A 17,752-nucleotide genomic window follows, 5' to 3' on the forward strand; every position below is an offset into this window, starting at 1 on the left:
GTGTCCGGCACCGTCGCCGCCCAGCTGGGCAGCGCTGGGCACCCGCGAGAGACGTGATCGCCCCTTCAACGGCACACCCCCGTGCCACCGACCCACGACCCAGGACGAGGGGGCGCAGCATGGACGCATTCACCACAGGACTTCTGCAGCGCATAAAGGCGACCGAGTCCGACATCACCCGGGCTCGTGACGAGGGCGACGACTTCCTTGTCGAAGTGGAACAGGCCGAGCTCGACGACCTGCGCCGCCTCGCCGCCGAACACGGCGTGGAAGTCGGCATGACCAGCGTCTGACAGTCCCGCAGCACCAACTCACCGGCACAGGAACAGGGCCCCGGCGAATCCAGCGCCGGGGCCCTGCTCATACCTGGCCCCTACCCACCGCATCGACGTTCGATTCACACGCCCCAGAAGAAACCGGGCCCCCTCCCCGACGTCCGGGCCTCAGTCGTGCCAGGCCCCGAAGTCGTCCAGCAGCTGCTGGAGCGGCTCGAAGACACCCGGGGTGCCGGCGATCGTCAGGTCCCGGGACGGGCGTTCTCCGGGGCGTCCACCGGTCAACGCGCCGGCCTCCCGCGCGATCAGGTCGCCCGCGCCCCAGTCCCACGCGTTCAGCCCGCGCTCGAAGTACCCGTCCAGCCGGCCGCAGGCCACGTCGCACAGATCGATCGCCGCCGATCCGCTCCGGCGTACGTCGCGGAGCAGCGGGATCAGCCGGGCGGCGACCTGGGCCTGGTGGGTGCGGACCTCGGTCACGTAGTTGAAGCCGGTCGACACCAGTGCCTGGTCCAGCGGCGGCGCCGGGCGGCAGCGCAGCTCCCGCTCGCCCTCCCACGCCCCGGTCGCCCAGGCTCCGCCGCCCCGTACCGCGTGGTACGTCTCGCCGCGCATCGGCGCCGCCACGACACCGGCCACGGTCTCGCCGTCCTGCTCGGCGGCGATGGAGACCGCCCAGGTCGGCAGCCCGTACAGGTAGTTGACCGTGCCGTCGAGCGGGTCGATCACCCAGCGGATCCCGCTCGTGCCCTGCGTCGACGCGCCCTCCTCGCCGAGGAAGCCGTCGTCGGGGCGGTGTCCGGAGATCAGGTCGGTGATCAGCTTCTCCGCCGCGATGTCCATCTCGGTCACGACGTCGATCGGGCTGGACTTGGTCCGGGCCACGGCGAGGTCGGCCGGGCGGCCGTCCCGCAGCAGCTCGCCCGCGCGGGCGGCCGCCTCCTTGGCGAGCTTGAGCAGGTCGGTGTGCAGGGCGTCGGTCACGGGGCTCCTCACGCGTACGGGCTGTCGGCGCCGGCCGCGGCCGGGCGAGGGGCGCGGGCGGGGCAGCAGCCGACCGGGCACAGGTTGTGGCTCGCGCCCAGCGCGCCCAGCGCGCACGGCGTGACCTCGCGCCCGCTCTCCACGCCCGCGCGCTCCAGGACCAGCCCACGGATCGCGGCGGCGAACCGCGGGTCGGACCCGACGGTCGCGGACCGCCGTACCGGCAGGCCGAGCTCCTCGGCCTTGGCCGTGGCCTCCGTGTCGAGGTCGTAGAGGACCTCCATGTGGTCGGAGACGAAGCCGATGGGGGCCATGACGACGGCCGGGACCCCGGCGCCGTGCAGCGTCTCCAGGTGGTCGCAGATGTCGGGCTCCAGCCAGGGGATGTGCGGGGCGCCGGAGCGGGACTGGTAGACGAGCCGCCAGGGGTGGTCGACGCCGGTGCGCTCGCGGACCGCGTCGGCGATCAGCTGGGCCACGTCCAGGTGCTCCTCGACGTACGCGCCGCCCTCCCCGTGGGTCTCGACCGGCCCCGAGGTGTCGGCGCTCGCGGTCGGGATGGAGTGGGTGGTGAAGGCGATGTGGGCGCCCGCGCGGACGTCCTCGGGGAGGTCGGCGAGGGACCGCAGCACCCCGTCGATCATCGGGTCGACGAAGCCGGGGTGGTTGAAGTAGTGCCGCAGCTTGTCGATCTTCGGCAGTTCGAGGCCCTCGGCCGCCAGCTCCGCCAGCGAGTCCGCGAGGTTCTCGCGGTACTGACGGCAGCCCGAGTAGGAGGCGTAGGCGCTGGTGGTGAGCACCAGGATGCGGCGGCGGCCGTCGGCGACCATCTCGCGCAGGGTGTCCGTCAGATACGGCGCCCAGTTGCGGTTGCCCCAGTAGATGGGCAGGTCCAGGCCGTGCTCGGCGAAGTCCTTGCGCAGGGCGTCCAGCAGGGCGCGGTTCTGGTCGTTGATCGGGCTGACCCCGCCGAACAGGAAGTAGTGCTGCCCGACTTCCTTGAGACGTTCCTTCGGGATACCGCGCCCGCGCGTCACGTTCTCCAGGAACGGGACCACGTCGTCCGGGCCTTCCGGGCCGCCGAAGGAGAGCAGGAGCAGGGCGTCGTAGGGGGTGGCATCGAGCGCGTCTGACATGTGCCGATCCTGCCACCCGGCGCTGACACCCCGGAAACAGGAGCGTGAAGAGTCGGATTCGGGAGGTTTATCCCCAGCGCCGACAAGGTGCATTAGGGTCCCCTTACTCGTAAGCTGTACCAACCGCAGTTACGCCTTACCCAGCCGTCGGAGACCCCCGTGCCCAGCCCCTATCGCGCCCTGTTCGCCCTTCCCGGCACCAAGGGCTTCTCCGCCGCGGGCTTCGTCGGCCGGATGCCGCTGTCCATGATGGGCATCGGCGTGGTCACGATGATCTCCCAGCTCACCGGGCGGTACGGCCTCGCGGGCGCGCTCTCGGCCACCATCGCGCTCGCCGCCGCCGCGGTCGGCCCGCAGGTGTCCCGGCTGGTCGACCAGTACGGCCAGCGCCGTGTGCTGCGTCCCGCGACCCTGCTCGCGCTGGCGGCGGCGGCCGGACTCCTCTTCGCCGCGCACTACGGGTGGCCGGACTGGCTGCTGTTCGTCTGCGCCGCCGGGATCGGCGCGGTGCCGAGCCTGGGCGCGATGATCCGGGCCCGCTGGGCCGCCCTCTACCGGGGCACCCCGCAGCTGCACACCGCCTACTCGTTCGAGTCCGTCATCGACGAGGTCTGCTTCATCTTCGGGCCGATCATCTCCATCGGCCTGTCCACGGTCTGGTTCCCGGAGGCGGGGCCGCTGCTGGCCGCCTGCTTCCTGGCCGCCGGCGTCTTCTGGCTGACCTCCCAGCGCGCCACCGAGCCCGCACCGCACCCGCGCGAGCACCACACCCGCGGTTCCGCGCTGCGCGCGCCCGGCCTCCAGGTACTGGTGGCGACCTTCGTGGCCACCGGAGCGATCTTCGGGGCGGTGGACGTGGTGACCGTCGCCTTCGCCGACGAACGCGGCCACAAGGGCGCCGCGAGCGTGGTCCTGGCGCTGTACGCGGCGGGCTCCTGTCTGGCCGGGGCGGTCTTCGGCCTGATGCGGTTCGCGGGGAAGCCGGAACAAAGGTGGCTGCTGGGCATATGTGCGATGGCCGTGAGTATGATCCCCCTCCTACTGGTCGGAAACTTGCCGCTTCTGGCCGTGGCGCTGTTCGTTGCGGGCCTGTCCATCGCGCCGACGATGATCACGGCGATGTCCCTCATCGAAAAGCACGTACCTCGCGCGAAGCTCACCGAGGGCATGACCTGGGTGAGCACCGGCCTCGCGGTCGGGGTGGCGCTCGGCTCCTCGGTCGCCGGCTGGGTGATCGACGCTGCCGGGGCCCGCGCCGGGTACGGGGTTCCGGCCGTGTCCGGGGCCGTCGCGGTTGCGGTCGGTTTCCTCGGGTACCGCCGGCTCAACAGGCCGGTCACGGGTCGGGGAGGCACCGTTGAGCAGTACAGCGAGCGGGAAGAGCGGCACGTGGCGTAACTGGGGAGGGAATGTCACCGTCCGCCCCGCGCGGGAGGTCACGCCCGCCTCCGTGGACGAGCTGGCTGCGGCCGTACGGCGGGCGGCGGAGGACGGCCTGAAGGTGAAGGCGGTCGGCAGCGGCCACTCCTTCACCTCGATCGCCGCGACCGACGGCGTCTCGATCCGCCCTCAGCTGTTGACCGGGATCCGCAATATCGACCGTAAAGCCATGACCGTCACGGTCGAGGCCGGCACCCCGCTCAAGAGACTCAATGTGGCCCTGGCCCGCGAGGGCCTGTCGCTGACCAACATGGGCGACATCATGGAGCAGACGGTCTCCGGGGCCACCAGCACCGGCACCCACGGCACGGGCCGCGAGTCCGCCTCGCTCGCCGCCCAGATCCGGGAACTCGAACTGGTCACCGCCGACGGCTCGGTGCTCACCTGCTCCGAGAAGGGGACCGAAGAAGAACGCGCGATCTTCGCGGCCGCGCGGATCGGTCTCGGCGCGCTCGGGATCGTCACCGCGATCACGTTCGCCGTGGAGCCGCTCTTCCTGCTCTCCGCGCGGGAGGAGCCGATGCCCCTGGACCGGGTCCTCGCCGAGTTCGACCAGCACTGGACCGAGAACGAGCACTTCGAGTTCTACTGGTTCCCGCACACGGGCAACACCAACACCAAGCGCAACAACCGCAGCGCGGGCCCGCCGCAGCCGGTGGGGCAGCTGGCCGGCTGGTTCGAGGACGAGTTCCTCTCCAACGGCCTCTTCCACGGCGTGCAGTTGCTCGGCCGTGCGGTGCCCGCCGTCGTACCGACGGCCGCCCGGATCTCCAGCAGGGCACTGTCCGCGCGGTCGTACACGGACATCCCCTACAAGGTCTTCACATCCCCGCGCCGGGTGCGCTTCGTGGAGATGGAGTACGCCGTGCCGCGCGAGGCCCTGGTGGACACGCTGCGGGAACTGAAGGCGATGGTCGACCGTTCCGGTCTCAGGATCAACTTCCCGGTCGAGGTCCGCACCGCCCCGGCCGACGACATCGCCCTGTCCACCGCCTCCGCCCGGGACAGCGCCTACGTCGCGGTGCACATGTTCCGGGGCACCCCGTACCAGGCGTACTTCACCGCCGCCGAGCGCATCTTCACCGCGCACGACGGCCGTCCGCACTGGGGCAAGGTGCACACCAGGGACGCGGAGTACTTCGCCAAGACCTACCCGCGGTTCGGCGAGTTCACCGCGCTGCGGGATCGCCTCGATCCGGACCGGCTGTTCCAGAACGACTACTTGCGGAGGGTCCTGGGCCCGTAGCCGAGGACCCCGCCGGCGAGGGGGCCGTACTCGGCTCCCCGCTCGCGGACTCGCTCGGGGACGGTGCCGGCGTCGTGGCGCCCTCGCTCGCCGGTGACCGTGCCGCGTCCGGGGACGACGACGGCGACGGGGTCGGCGAAGTGCCCGTGCCCTCACCGGAGTTCGGGTCGGCGGAGCCCGAAGGGTCCGCGGGATCGGCGGGATCCGAGGGGTCCGACGACTTCGAGGACCCGGTGTCGCCGGTGACGGCGCCGCTGACCGTCGTACCGGAGCCGCCGCTGAAGCTGCTGCCGGAGACCAGTTCGCAGGTCGTGATGCCGGCCATGGCCACCACGAACACCAGGGCCGCCGCGAACACCGGGCGGCGCCAGGTCCACACCCGGGCGCGGTAGACGGTGCCCTCGGTGAACTCGCCGGGCGCCGGGGGCGCTTGCTCCCGGGGCCGGGGGACCACCGTCGCGTCGCGCAGCTGTTCACCGGTGCGCTTGAGGAAGTGCTGGAACAGGGTGCCGCCGCAGGTGGCGATCACACTGACGACTCCGGCGCCGAGGATCGTGCCGTACACCCCTACATAGGACGCGAGTTTGGCGGCCACGACCGCGGCCACCGCGCTGCCCGCGACCTGGGGCACGCTGAGGTCGATCCGCTTCGAACTCCCCTTCACCTCCTCCCCCGCACTGATCTGGTCACCGGAACCGGGCCTTTCACGCATTCCCGAACCTTGCCTGCCCTTCCCGCACTTGTTCGATCGACTGCACAAGAAAGGGACGTACGGACGAAACCATTAGTTCCGTTTCTGCGGATTGCGTGAAGTACGCCACGTTCAAGATCGCCCGAAGTGGGCAACCGGGGGCCGGGGGCGGCTCGTTGCCAGAAGTTGGGCGGCGCGCCAATCCACGCACGTGGCCCGAATGGAGTACTGTTGCGAGCCCTGGGTCCGGTCTCCCGCCAGGGCGTCCGGGGCCTTGCAGGACCGCCGGGAGGGGGCTAGTTGCACAGGGTGACGGAGTTGGTCACTTAGCGTTGCGAATAGGTAACCGTGCCATAACGGCGTACCCGGGCCCGTGCCCGACACGCCGGGCAACTCGGCAAGGTTGTGGCAGGCTGCACCCGGGCAGGCCACACTCGACTAGCGGAAGCAGCGACGCACGTGACGTCGGCAGGCACCACCCGGGAGGTCCCCATGCCCGAACTGCGTGTCGTGGCCGTCTCCAATGACGGCACACGGCTGGTGCTCAAGGCTGCCGACTCTACGGAGTACACGCTTCCGATCGACGAACGGCTCCGCGCCGCCGTACGCGGCGACCGGCCCCGGCTCGGCCAGATCGAGATCGAGGTCGAGAGCCATCTCCGGCCCCGAGACATCCAGGCGCGGATACGGGCAGGTGCGACCGCGGAAGAGGTCGCCCAACTGGCCGGGATCCCCGTCGACCGGGTGCGGCGCTTCGAGGGTCCGGTACTGGCCGAGCGCGCCTTCATGGCCGAGCGAGCCCGCAAGACGCCGGTCCGTCGGCCGGGCGAGAACTCCGGGCCGCTGCTCGGCGAGGCCGTCCAGGAGCGGCTGGTGCTGCGCGGTGCCGACAAGGACACCGTGCAGTGGGACTCCTGGCGGCGCGACGACGGCACCTGGGAAGTCCTCCTCGTCTACCGGGTCGCGAGCGAACCGCACTCGGCGAGCTGGACCTACGACCCGCCCCGGCGGCTGGTCCAGGCCGTCGACGACGAGGCGCGCTCGCTGATCGGCGAGTCCGACGACCTCGCCGTACCGGAGCCCAGCTTTCCGTTCGTGCCGCGGATCGCGCGGCTGCCGCGTGACCGCCCGTTGGACCGTTCCGGCGACCGGGACCGGCCGAGCCTGCCCGCACAGTCGGCCGAACCGGTCGAGGAGACGGCCGGCGAGCGGGACTCACTGACCAGCCTGCTGGAGGCGGTACCGAGCTTCCGGGGCGACATGGTGGTCCCGGAGCGCCCGGCGGAGGTCGTCCCGGAGGAGCCCGCTCCGGAACCGGCGGCGGAGGAGCCCCCGGCCCCCGCGGCCTCGGCCGGCTCCGCCTACGCGGACGTCCTCATGCCGCGCTCCGTCGGCAGCCACCGCGACCGGCTGACCGGCGCCACCGACCGCCAGGCCGAGGCCGACGGCGTGCGCCCCGGCCGCCGGGCCGCGGTGCCGAGCTGGGACGAGATCGTCTTCGGGACGCGGCGCAAGAAGCAGGAATAGCAGGAGCAGCAGGACTCGTACGACCATGCGAAGAGGGGGCACGCGCGCGTGCCCCCTCTTCTCGCTGCCCTACTGCGGTTCGGGGCCGACCGCGACCGGACGGGACGGGTCCGCGGACCACTCCGACCACGAACCGACGTACAGCGCCGCCGGAATGCCCGCCACGGCCAGCGCCAGCACCTCGTGGGCGGCCGAGACGCCCGAGCCGCAGTAGACGCCCACCGGGGCCGCCGCGGAGGCGCCCAGCGCCTTGAAACGGTCACTCAGCTCCCCGGCGGACAGGAAACGGCCGTCCGGGCCGACGTTCTCGGTGGTCGGCGCGGAGACGGCGCCCGGGATGTGGCCGCCGATCCGGTCGATCGGCTCCACCTCACCCCGGTACCGCTCCCCCGCACGGGCGTCGAACAGCAGACCCGCGCGGGCCAGCGCGGCCGCCCCGTCCGCGTCGAGCAACTCCAGCGCCCCGGGCGCCGGTTCGAAGTCACCCTCGGCCGGCTCGGCCACGTCAGCCGAAAGAGCGCCTTCCCAGGACGGCAACCCACCGTCCAGGACCCGCACATCCGGGTGACCCGTCCAGCGCAGCAGCCACCAGGCGCGCGCCGCCGCCCAGCCGTGTCCGCCGTCGTACACGACCACCGGCCGGCCCGCCGACACACCCGCACGGCGCATCGCCGCCCCGAAGACGGCCAGGTCGGGCAGGGGATGCCGGCCGCGCTCGCCGGGCGCTGCGGCCAGTTCCGTGTCCAGGTCGACGTAGCCGGCGCCCGGAAGGTGCCCGGCGGCGTACTCGGCCCGGCCGTCGAAGGCCGCGCCGCCCTGCGTGGTCAGCTGCCAGCGCACGTCCAGCAGCACGGGCGGGTTCGGCCCGGCCAGGTCGGCGGCGAGTTCGGTTGCGGTGATGATGGCTTCCATGGCCCCATCCTTACGCCAGGGGTGGCCGCATCGTCCAGGTCCGACTACTCTGCTCGGCCGGACAGGCTCGATCACCGGGCGTACGGGATCGGGCACATGCTGTACGGCTGATGGACACCCGGCGGCAATCGCCCGGAAACGGGCGAGAAACGGCAGATCAGGCATCCTCGCGGCGAAGGCCGCCGCCACCGCCTGGACGCAGGACGCCACGGAGGGTGCGAGCATCGGCACGGGGCGTGCCCGCGGTTGCGGCACAGCCGGTCCGGAGAAGCGACACGGCCACCGCGAGGGGCCGAGGAGAGAGTGACGATGACCGAGGTACGGGGATCGGCCGGCCCGAACGGCGGTACACACGCTCGGCGCACGCCCGGCACCCCCTGCTGGGTGAGTCTGATGGTGCACGACTTGACCGCGACCGAGGAGTTCTACGAGGCCCTGTTCGGCTGGGAGTTCCAGCCCGGGCCGCAGCAGCTCGGCCCCTACGTCCGGGCCCTGCTCGACGGGCAGGAGGTCGCGGGCATCGGGCAGCTGCCGCCGGACCGCCAGCTGCCGATCGTCTGGACGCCGTACTTCGCCTCGGAGGACGTGGACCTGACCGCCGAGACGGCCCGGCTGTGCGGCGGCACGGTGGGCGTCGGCCCGCTGGACGCGGCCGAGGCCGGGCGGATGGCCATCGGCTCCGACCCGTCGGGCGCGGTGTTCGGCATCTGGCAGGCCTCCGCCCACCTCGGCACAGCCGTCACCGGTGTCCCCGGCACGCCCGCCTGGAACGAGCTGCTCACCTTCGAGACCGCGAGCGTCGCCAAGTTCTACGAAGCGGTGTTCGGTTACGAGGAGGAGCCGGTGGTGTCCGCCGACTTCGACTACGTGACCCTGAACGTCGAGGGCCGCCCGGTGGCCGGCATCCACGGGGTCGGCCTCTCGCTGCCGCGGGACCGGGGGCCGCACTGGCTGACCTACTTCGAGGTGGCCGACGCGGACGCGACCCTGCGCGAGGTCGCCGAGCTGGGCGGACAGGTGCTGAAGCCGGCCCGGGACAGCGCACACGGCCGGGTCGCCACCGTGGCCGACCCGGAGGGCGCGGTCTTCTCCGTGATCGAGAGCCCGCGCTGAGTCAGGTCGTGACGGGCAGGACGTCCGGGGAGAGGGCCGCCGCGTGGGCAGACGCGGCGGTCATCCGGCGCCGGTGGTGGCGGCGGCACAGCACCTCGTAACCGACCTTCCCGGCCGACTCGTTGACATCGCCCACGACCACCTGGGCACCCTCGACGACCATCTCGCCGCCCACCGTACGGGCGTTGTGGGTGGCACGGGCGCCGCACCAGCACAGGGCCTCGACCTGGAGCACCTCGACCCGGTCGGCCAGCTCCACCAGCCGCTGGGAGCCGGGGAACAGCTTGGAGCGGAAGTCGGTGGTGATGCCGAAGGCGTAGACGTCCAGTCCCAGATCGTCCACCACGCGGGCGAGCTGGTCGATCTGCTCCGGCACCAGGAACTGCGCCTCGTCGGCGATGACGTAGTCCGCGCGGCCGCCCTGCGAGAGATGGTCGACCAGGTACGCGTACAGGTCCTGGCCGTCCTCGACCTCCACGGCGTCGGTGACCAGGCCGAGGCGGGAGGACAGCTTGCCGTGGCCGGCGCGGTCGTCACGGCTGAAGATCATGCCGACGAGACCGCGGGCCGACCGGTTGTGCTCGATCTGCAGAGCCAGGGTCGACTTCCCGCAGTCCATCGTTCCGGAGAAGAAGACCAGCTCGGGCATGGGGAGTTGAACACCTTTCGGAGAGGTGGGACGAGGGGCGCTAGGAGCGTACTTCGAGCAGCGGGACGAGCTGCTCGACGGGGGTCATCGAACCGTGGTTGCCGACCATCGCCGACTCCTTGGGCTCCCGTTCGGAGGCGATGATCAGGACGTCGTCGTGCGCCGCCGCGACCACATCGCCGATCCGCTCGTACACCCGTTCGTCGAACCGGTCCGGCGGGCCGAACCAGCCGGCCGCGATCGCCTCGTCCCGGGAGGCCACCCAGAACTGCTCGCCGAGCACCTCGCGCCAGCAGGTCAGGACGTCGCTCGCCGCGCCGGGGACCGCGTACACGTGCCGTGCCCGGCCCTCGCCGCCGAGCAGGGCGACCCCGGCCCGCAGCTCCCAGTCCTCGTCGAAGTCGATGCGGTGCTGCTCGTCGAACGGCACGTCGAGCATGCCGTGGTCGGCGGTGACGTACAGCGCGCTGCGCGGCGGGAGCTGCTCGGCGAGCCGCTGCACCAGGCGGTCGACGTGCATCAGCTGACCGCGCCAGGTGTCGGAGTCGACGCCGTAGCGGTGCCCGGCACCGTCCAGCTCGGCGTAGTACGTGTACACCAGGGAGCGGTCGGCGGCGGCCAGTTGCTCGGCGGCGAAGTCCATCCGCTCCTCGCCGGTCAGCCGGCCGTGAAACGTTCCGCCGCTGAGCGCCACCTTGGTGAGCGGGGTGCGCTCGAAGGTCGGGGAGGACACCTGGGCCGAGTGCACGCCGGCGTCGGCGGCGAGCTGGAAGACGGTGGGGTACGGCTGCCAGGCGGCCGGGTCGCTCCACGGCTGCCAGCGCAGCTGGTTCATCAGCTCGCCGGTGGCCGGGTTACGGACGGTGTAGCCGGGCAGGCCGTGCGCGCCGGGCGGCAGGCCGGTGCCGACGGAGGCGAGGGAGGTGGCGGTGGTCGCCGGGTAGCCGGCGGTGATCGGCCGTCCGGTGCCGCCGCGTGAACTGCCGAGCAGCGAGGCCAGGAAGGGCGCCTCGTCCGGGTGGGACCTGAGCTGCTCCCAGCCCAGACCGTCGACCAGGAAGACGCAGTTCCGGTCGGCCGCGGTCAGTTCCGTGATCGACGCGGTCATTCCGGGTACGGCCATCCCGGCGGCCAGGGTGGGCAGCAGGTCGGCGAGGGAACCGCTGCCGTACTCGGGCAGCGGCGCGGAGCCGAGGGCGAGCGGTTCCGGGTGGTCCCAGGCGGCGTACGCCATCAGTGCGTGACGTCCGCGGTCGCCTCGGAGATGGCCTGGGCGAAGGCGAGCGCCTGGCGCACCGTCTCCGGGCCGTCCCCCGCCTCGCTGACACGCAGGCTCAGGTCGTCCGCCGTGGAGTTGCCCGTGTAGCCGTGGTCGGCCTCGCAGTTGGGGTCGCCGCAGGCGGCGGGCTCCAGGTCGATACGGGAGACGGCACCCCAGCCGATGGTCAGCACGATCTCGCGGGGCAGGGTGCCCGGCGTGTACTGCTCCGGGTTGGCCACCACCCGGCTGACCACGACCGACGAGATCCGGCCGAGTTTGACCGACTCCGTCGAGGTGGTGGCGTACGGCGTCGGGGAGGTGCTGTCGGCGGCCTGCTCGTCGGTGTGGCTGACGATGAAGCGGTTGCCGGTGAGGACGAGCACGGTCACATGCCGCCGCACCTCGTTCTGGTCGAACGTCGTCTCCTGGTGGACCAGGTACGACCGGATCGGCTCACCGCCCACGGCAGCCTCCACCGCCTCGGCCACGAGGGCCGGGTAGTAGCCGCTGCGCTCGATCGCGACGCGCAGCCCCTGGGTCGTCGTACTGGTCTTGGCCATGGCGTCCATCCTAATCCGTGGGCAAGGGGGGTCCGGGCCAGTCGACGCACCCTGGTGGAAAGCCACCAGGGGAGGGGGTGTTCGCCGCGGTCAGTAGGCGGGCAGGGTCCGCGGGCCCAGGTCGTCGCGGGCGGGCGGCGGCGCGAGGCGGACGGTGGCACCGAGGACGCTGACGCCGTGCCGGGCGACCACGACCGGTTCCAGGGTGACCGCGACCACCTCGGGATGGTCGTCGACCAGTCTGGAGACGCGCAGCAGCAGTTCCTCCAGGGCGGGCGTGTCGACGGGGGTCGAGCCGCGCCAGCCGAACAGCAGGGGGGCGGTCCGGATCGACCGCACCAGCGAGGTCGCGTCCCGGTCCGTCACCGGAACCAGCCGGTGGGCCGTGTCCCCGAGCAGCTGCGAGGCGGCCCCGGCCAGCCCGAAGGACAGCACGGCCCCGGCCGCCGGGTCGATCACGGCCCGTACGACGGTGTCGACACCCCGGGGTGCCATCCGCTGCACCACCGGGCGCAGCTCCTGCGGCGGCCCGAACAGCTCGGTCAACTCGGCGTACGCCCGGCGCAGTTGCTCCTCGTCCGCCAGGTCGAGCCGTACCCCGCCCAGGTCGGCGCGGTGGCGCAGGTGCGGGGCGGTGGCCTTCAGGGCGACCGGGTAGCCGAGGTCGCGGGCGGCCACGGCGGCGGCCTCGGGGGTGGGGGCGGGCAGCGCGCGGTGCACGGCGACGCCGTACCTGCCGAGGAGCGCGCAGGTCTCCTCGGTCCCGAGGTTGAGCCCCTCCCCGCGCTCCAGCAGCGCGCCGATCAGCTCGGCGGCCCCCTTCTCGTCGATGTCGTCGTACTCGGGCACCTTCCCGGGATCGGCGGCCTCCCGCCGCCACTGCGCGTACTTCACGGCTTCGGCGAGGGCCCGGACGGCACGCTCGGCGGCGGGGTAGGCGGGGATCAGCCGGGAGCAGGGGTGGGGGGTGGGCGGCTGGACAGCCTCGGTGACGGCGGCGGGGGGTGTCCGGGCGGCTCCGGCGGCGGACGGGGGCGTGCTCGGTCGTGCCGTCGCCGCGGTGGGCGGAGTGCTCGGTCGTGCCATTGCCTCGGCGGACGGCATGCTCGGTCGTGCCGTTGCCTCGGTGGGGGGCGGCTCGGTGGGGGGCGGCTCGGCTCCTGCCTCCGCCGGTGCGGGGCGGAACCGGTGGGCACCGCCGGCGGCGCCGGGTGCCATGACCTGCGGTGCGGTGCGGCCCGCGGCCGAAAGCGCCTCCGCCAGCCCCCCGAGCTCCACGTGCACCACCAGCACCGGCTTCCCGTGCGCCCCCTCGGCCGCCGACCGCAGGGCCTCCGCCAGCTCCGCGTCCCCGACCGCCCCCTCCCCGATCGTCGGAATGGCCGTGACGACCACCGCGTCGCACGACTCGTCCGCCAGCGCCCGGGACAGCGCCCGGTGGAAGTCCGCGGGGGTCGCCATGGTCGTCAGGTCCAGCGGCGGCGCCGGCCGCAGCCCCTCCGCCAGGCAGCGGTCGTACGTCAGCAGCCCGAGCGATTCGGAGTTCCCGAGGATCGCCACCCTGGGCCCGGCCGGCAGCGGCTGCCGGGCGAGCAGCAGCCCCGCGTCGACCAGCTCCGTGATCGTGTCGACGCGGATCACCCCGGCCTGCCGGAGCAGCGCGGACACCGTGGCGTGCGGCAGCCGCGTGGCCCGTACCGCGTGCCCCTGCGGCGCCGAACCGGCACTCTGCACCACGACCAGCGGCTTCGCCGCCGCCGTACGCCGCGAGAGGCGGGTGAACTTGCGCGGGTTGCCGATGGACTCCAGGTACATGAGGACGACATCGGTCTCGGCGTCGTCGTACCAGTACTGGAGGACGTCGTTGCCGGAGACGTCCGCGCGGTTGCCGGACGACACGAAGGTCGACACGCCCGTGGTGCCGGTGACGCCGCCGCCGCGCCGGTGCAGCCGGGACAGCAGGGCGATCCCGATGGCGCCGGACTGGGCGAAGAGGCCGATCCGGCCGGGGCGGGGCATCTCGGGCGCGAGGGAGGCGTTCAGCCGTACGTCGTCGGCGGTGTTGATGATCCCGAAGGCGTTCGGCCCGATGATCCGCATGCCGTACGTGCGCGCGTGCCGGACGAGTTCGCGCTGGCGTTCGCGGCCGTCCGGGCCGCTCTCCGCGTATCCGGCGGCGAGGACGACGAGCCCCTGGACGCCGTGTTCGCCGCAGTCGGTGACGGCGTCCGGGACCTGCTCGGCGGGTACGGCGACCACGGCGAGGTCGACCGGTCCGTCGATGTCACGCACGGAGCGGTGCGCGGGCACCCCGTCGACCTCCTTGAGGTCCTCGGGGAAGGCCTGGTTCACGGCGTGCAGGCGGCCGGTGAAGCCGGCGTCCCGGAGGTTGCCGAGGACGCTGCGGCCGACGCCGCCGGGCGTCCGGCCGACGCCGATCACGGCCACCGCACCGGGGGTCAGGAGCCGTCGCACCGAACGGGCCTCCGCCCGCTGCTCACGTGCGCGCTGGACGGCGACCGAGCGGTCGGTGGGCTCCAGGTCGAACTCCAGGCGGACCACGCCGTCCTCGAAGCTGCGCTGCTGGGTGTAGCCGGCGTCCGTGAACACCTTGATCATCTTGCTGTTGGCGGGCAGCACCTCGGCGGCGAACCGGCGGATACCGCGCTCCCGCGCGACGGCCGCGATGTGCTCCAGGAGGGCGGAGGCGACGCCCCGGCCCTGGTGGGCGTCCTGGACGAGGAAGGCGACCTCGGCCTCGTCGGCGGGCGCGGAGGCGGGCATACCGTCGGCGCCAATGCGGTCATAGCGTACGGTTGCGATGAACTCGCCGCCGATGGTGGCCGCGAGCCCCACCCTGTCCACAAAGTCGTGGTGCGTGAAGCGGTGGACGTCCTTGGCGGAGAGCCTGGGGTAGGGCGCGAAGAAGCGGTAGTACTTCGACTCGTCCGAGACCTGCTCGTAGAAGCTGACCAGGCGGTCGGCGTCATCAACGGTGATGGGCCGGACGCGCGCGGTACCACCGTCGCGCAGCACCACGTCCGCCTCCCAGTGGGAGGGGTACGCGTGCCCGTCCTGTCGGTCCGCCGGGGTCTGCATGGGCCCCAGAGTACGGCTCGCGTCCGACAGTGGCGCGAGGCAGTCTGTGGAGGACGGGAGTCGGACCGAGGCCGCGGTCCGACGACACACCCGGAGGGACTTACGTCCGCTCCGGGCATGCTTCACGATATGGGAAACTGGTCTAGACAACCCTGAACACCGAAGGGCAGCATCACATGGCTGAGCGCCGCGTCAACGTCGGCTGGGCCGAGGGCCTCCACGCCCGCCCCGCTTCCATCTTCGTCCGAGCCGCCACGGCCGCAGGCGTCCCGATGACGATCGCCAAGGCCGGGGGCAACCCCGTCAACGCGGCCTCCATGCTGGCTGTCCTGGGCCTGGGCGCCCAGGGCGGCGAGGAGATCGTCCTCGCCTCCGACGCCGAGGGTGCGGACGCCGCCCTCGACCGCCTGGCCAAGCTGGTCGCCGAGGGTCTCGAGGAGCTCCCCGAGACCGTCTGAGCGCCACAGCGCCCGCACGACCGAGGCCGCGCCACCCCTCCGGGGGCGGCGCGGCCTCGCCGTTCCCGCCGTGACGTCACCCGGAGATCCCGCCATGCCGCCACCCGGAGCCGGTCTTTATGAACGGCCGCCCTTTATCGGGGCCGGACTTTGCACCGGGCATAGTTAATTCCGCACAGGGCACACCGAAGGCGCGCCTTCAGAAATTCCGGGCGCGCACGAAATAAGGGCGGCGGAGCCCGACAGAGGGCCACGGAAATACCGCTCCACCGAATAACACCTCTTTGTATACGGCGCCCGTGTTAATGCCGCAGGCCCGACATGTTTACGGGATGTTGCGAAGTCCTCACACCGTTGGCCCGGTCCGTGCCGCCGGAAAAGCGCAGCCGGTGGGAGACCGCGGAACGCTCGGTGTGCAGCGCGGTGATCGCCCGCGCGCGCTCACTGTCGCCGCGCGTCACCGCGTCCACGATGGCACCGTGCTCGGCCCAGGACTCCACGGGGTTGGCGGGCGCGTCGACGGCGTACATCCAGGCGATCTTGTGCCGCAGCTGGGTGAGTGTCGAGGTCAGGGCGTGGCTGCCGGTGGCCTGGGCGAGCGTCTCGTGGAACCAGCCGCCCAGCGAGCGCAGGTCCTCGCTGCCGCCCCGGCGGGCCCGTTCCTGGCCCAGTCTGACCAGTCCCCGCAACACCTTGAGGTGGGCCTCGGTACGGCGCTGGGCGGCCCGGGAGGCGCCGAGCGGCTCCAGGAGCAGGCGCATCTCCAGCAGGTCGGCGGCCTCCTGCTCGGTCGGTTCCGCGACGCACGCGCCCGCATGCCGGCGCGTCACCACGAAGCCCTCGGCCTCCAGGGTGCGCAGGGCCTCGCGGACGGGGACGCGCGAGACGCCGTAGCGACGGGCCAGGAGTTCCTCGGTGAGCCGGCTGCCGCGCTCGTAGACACCCGCGACGATGTCGTCCCGGATCGCCGTGCATACCGAGTGCGCCGGAATACGCATGTCCGACCTCCGCCTTAATCCCCGTGAAACGCCGCCGAGTGGCATCCGTTCCGTGACTCTATTGCAATGAGCGGGAATTTCCGACGGGGGCCCTGAATCCATGCATATTTTTTGGACACCGGGGTCACGAAAACGACGAAAGCCCCGGCTCGGGGGCCGGGGCTTCGGGCTCTCGCCGGGTGACGTCACATGTTCGTCGCCGTGCTCGGGTCAGACGTTCACGCCGTGCTTGCGGAGATAGGCGACCGGGTCGACGTCCGAGCCGTACTCCGGGGTCGTGCGGGCCTCGAAGTGGAGGTGGGGGCCGGTCACGTTGCCGGTCGCGCCGGAGAGGCCGATCTGCTGGCCCGGGGTGACCTTCTGGCCCACCGAGACCCCGATCGACGACAGGTGACCGTACTGGGTGTACATGCCGTCGGCCATCTTGATGACGATCTGGTTGCCGTAGGACCCGCCCCAGCCGGTGGAGACCACCGTGCCGGTACCGACCGCGTGCACCACCGTGCCGGTGGCGGCATGGAAATCGATGCCGGTGTGAGCGCCGGAGGACCACAGGGAGCCGCCGGTCTTGTACCCGGTGGAGACGTACGAGTCGGAGATCGGCGTGACGAAGGCGTTGAGGCGCTTGCGCTCGGCCGCCCGCGCGGCGCGGGCCTCGGCCTCGCGCTCCTTCTTGGCCTTCTCCGCGGCCTTCTTGCGCGCGGCCTCCTCGGCCGCCTTGCGCTCGGCGGCGGCCGCCTGCGCGGCAGCCTGGGCGTCGATCTGGTCGGCGACCGAGTCGCTGACCGTGATGACCGGGGTGAGGCCGGTCTGCTCGACGGAGTTCTCCGCGGCCAGCGCCGGAGCGGCCGAGACGGTGCCGATGACACCCGTGGTGGTGAGGGCCGCGATGCCGGCGGCCTGCGCGGTGGTGCGCTTCACCCGGCCGGGGCGACGATGCTTCCCGGAGGCGCACATGAACGCCATGTAGAGGCTGGTCCTTTCCTTCCCTCTCGCCTACCGGGTTAGCTGACGGGTTCGGAGCAGGAAGGTCTCCTACGGGCCCCCTCGCGGCTCGCGCGGGCGCCCGATTCACCCCAGGGACTGCATGGGTCCCCGGCTCCCCTGGCTCGCGCCGTACGGGGACTCGGCGATGACTGTCCGGTGCCGCGGGCGCGGCGCACTGCCTGACGCACAGTCCGGAAGAACCTACGAGGACGTTCTCGCGATGCTCAAACGGATCACGGTTTTTGTCGCGCATCCCACAGGGCAGACAGGCAACCTCCGCCCCAATTCGGACATTCGGCGGGGGGGGGGGGGGGGGGGGGGGCGCCCGCGCGCGGGCGCGCGCGCGCGGCGCGCGGGGCGGGTGTGCGCGGCCCGCGCCGCCAGCCGGCGGCGGTGGCGGGGCGGGGGGGCCCAGT

At 72.4% G+C, this 17,752-nt stretch carries 16 protein-coding genes and 1 riboswitch; of the genes, 6 read left to right on the forward strand and 10 right to left on the reverse strand.

All coding sequences use genetic code 11. The features are described 5' to 3' along the window. Positions 1–119: 119 nt before the first annotated feature. On the forward strand, positions 120–293 hold the full coding sequence (locus tag ACWGJB_RS34575; RefSeq protein ID WP_351709989.1) for a hypothetical protein: 174 nt from the start codon (positions 120–122) through the stop codon (positions 291–293). 150 nt (positions 294–443) lie between these two features. On the opposite strand, the gene ACWGJB_RS34580 is transcribed toward ACWGJB_RS34575, so the two are convergent. Both ACWGJB_RS34580 and ACWGJB_RS34585 read right to left on the reverse strand, forming a co-directional pair. After that, positions 444–1,259, reverse strand: coding sequence for an inositol monophosphatase family protein (locus ACWGJB_RS34580; RefSeq protein ID WP_453383988.1), 816 nt, complete (start codon positions 1,257–1,259; stop codon positions 444–446). An 8-nt stretch (positions 1,260–1,267) separates the two neighbouring features. Beyond that, the gene (locus tag ACWGJB_RS34585) at positions 1,268–2,395 is read right to left on the reverse strand and encodes a ferrochelatase (RefSeq protein WP_453383989.1); all 1,128 of its coding nucleotides are present in this window, start codon (positions 2,393–2,395) and stop codon (positions 1,268–1,270) included. 159 nt (positions 2,396–2,554) lie between these two features. Here ACWGJB_RS34585 and ACWGJB_RS34590 point away from each other — a divergent pair, with 159 nt between their 5' ends. After that, complete coding sequence (locus ACWGJB_RS34590; protein ID WP_453383990.1) at positions 2,555–3,793, forward strand: MFS transporter; 1,239 nt, start codon at positions 2,555–2,557, stop codon at positions 3,791–3,793. Continuing rightward, the gene (locus ACWGJB_RS34595) at positions 3,753–5,081 is read left to right on the forward strand and encodes a D-arabinono-1,4-lactone oxidase (RefSeq protein ID WP_453383991.1); all 1,329 of its coding nucleotides are present in this window, start codon (positions 3,753–3,755) and stop codon (positions 5,079–5,081) included. Before ACWGJB_RS34590 ends, ACWGJB_RS34595 begins: the two co-directional genes overlap by 41 nt. Here the strand turns inward: ACWGJB_RS34595 and ACWGJB_RS34600 are convergent. Beyond that, positions 5,005–5,793 carry a hypothetical protein gene (locus ACWGJB_RS34600; protein WP_453383992.1) on the reverse strand — a complete coding sequence of 263 codons (789 nt, stop codon included), beginning with the start codon at positions 5,791–5,793 and terminating at the stop codon, positions 5,005–5,007. The genes ACWGJB_RS34595 and ACWGJB_RS34600 overlap by 77 nt on opposite strands. 471 nt (positions 5,794–6,264) lie before the next feature. Between ACWGJB_RS34600 and sepH the strand changes: the two genes are divergently transcribed. Beyond that, positions 6,265–7,299, forward strand: a complete 1,035-nt coding sequence (sepH, locus tag ACWGJB_RS34605; protein WP_453383993.1) for a septation protein SepH — start codon at positions 6,265–6,267, stop codon at positions 7,297–7,299. Between the two features lie 69 nt (positions 7,300–7,368). On the opposite strand, the gene ACWGJB_RS34610 is transcribed toward sepH, so the two are convergent. Next, positions 7,369–8,211, reverse strand: a complete 843-nt coding sequence (locus ACWGJB_RS34610; RefSeq protein WP_453383994.1) for a sulfurtransferase — start codon at positions 8,209–8,211, stop codon at positions 7,369–7,371. Positions 8,212–8,520: 309 nt separating this feature from the next. Here ACWGJB_RS34610 and ACWGJB_RS34615 point away from each other — a divergent pair, with 309 nt between their 5' ends. Next, entirely contained in the window at positions 8,521–9,324 is an 804-nt protein-coding gene (locus ACWGJB_RS34615) for a VOC family protein (RefSeq protein ID WP_453383995.1), read from the forward strand. A 1-nt stretch (position 9,325) separates the two neighbouring features. Here ACWGJB_RS34615 and ACWGJB_RS34620 read toward each other — a convergent pair whose 3' ends face one another. The 4 genes from ACWGJB_RS34620 to ACWGJB_RS34635 form a co-directional block, all read right to left on the reverse strand. Next, positions 9,326–9,973, reverse strand: coding sequence for a thymidine kinase (locus ACWGJB_RS34620; RefSeq protein WP_453383996.1), 648 nt, complete (start codon positions 9,971–9,973; stop codon positions 9,326–9,328). A 40-nt stretch (positions 9,974–10,013) separates the two neighbouring features. Next, complete coding sequence (locus ACWGJB_RS34625; RefSeq protein ID WP_453383997.1) at positions 10,014–11,207, reverse strand: alkaline phosphatase family protein; 1,194 nt, start codon at positions 11,205–11,207, stop codon at positions 10,014–10,016. Further along, on the reverse strand, positions 11,207–11,803 hold the full coding sequence (locus ACWGJB_RS34630; RefSeq protein ID WP_352225937.1) for a DUF5998 family protein: 597 nt from the start codon (positions 11,801–11,803) through the stop codon (positions 11,207–11,209). The genes ACWGJB_RS34625 and ACWGJB_RS34630 overlap by 1 nt, the downstream gene beginning before the upstream one ends. An 81-nt stretch (positions 11,804–11,884) precedes the next feature. Next, positions 11,885–14,893 carry a GNAT family N-acetyltransferase gene (locus ACWGJB_RS34635; protein WP_453383998.1) on the reverse strand — a complete coding sequence of 1,003 codons (3,009 nt, stop codon included), beginning with the start codon at positions 14,891–14,893 and terminating at the stop codon, positions 11,885–11,887. A 176-nt stretch (positions 14,894–15,069) separates the two neighbouring features. Between ACWGJB_RS34635 and ACWGJB_RS34640 the strand changes: the two genes are divergently transcribed. Further along, positions 15,070–15,351 carry an HPr family phosphocarrier protein gene (locus ACWGJB_RS34640; protein ID WP_351713809.1) on the forward strand — a complete coding sequence of 94 codons (282 nt, stop codon included), beginning with the start codon at positions 15,070–15,072 and terminating at the stop codon, positions 15,349–15,351. A 302-nt stretch (positions 15,352–15,653) separates the two neighbouring features. Here ACWGJB_RS34640 and ACWGJB_RS34645 read toward each other — a convergent pair whose 3' ends face one another. Then, positions 15,654–16,349, reverse strand: coding sequence for a GntR family transcriptional regulator (locus ACWGJB_RS34645; RefSeq protein WP_351709601.1), 696 nt, complete (start codon positions 16,347–16,349; stop codon positions 15,654–15,656). Positions 16,350–16,559: 210 nt separating this feature from the next. Next, positions 16,560–17,315, reverse strand: a complete 756-nt coding sequence (locus ACWGJB_RS34650; protein WP_453383999.1) for a M23 family metallopeptidase — start codon at positions 17,313–17,315, stop codon at positions 16,560–16,562. 12 nt (positions 17,316–17,327) lie between these two features. Beyond that, positions 17,328–17,491: riboswitch (cyclic di-AMP (ydaO/yuaA leader) on the reverse strand. Between the last annotated feature and the right edge of the window lie 261 nt (positions 17,492–17,752).

Source organism: Streptomyces sp. NPDC054813, assembly GCF_053611365.1.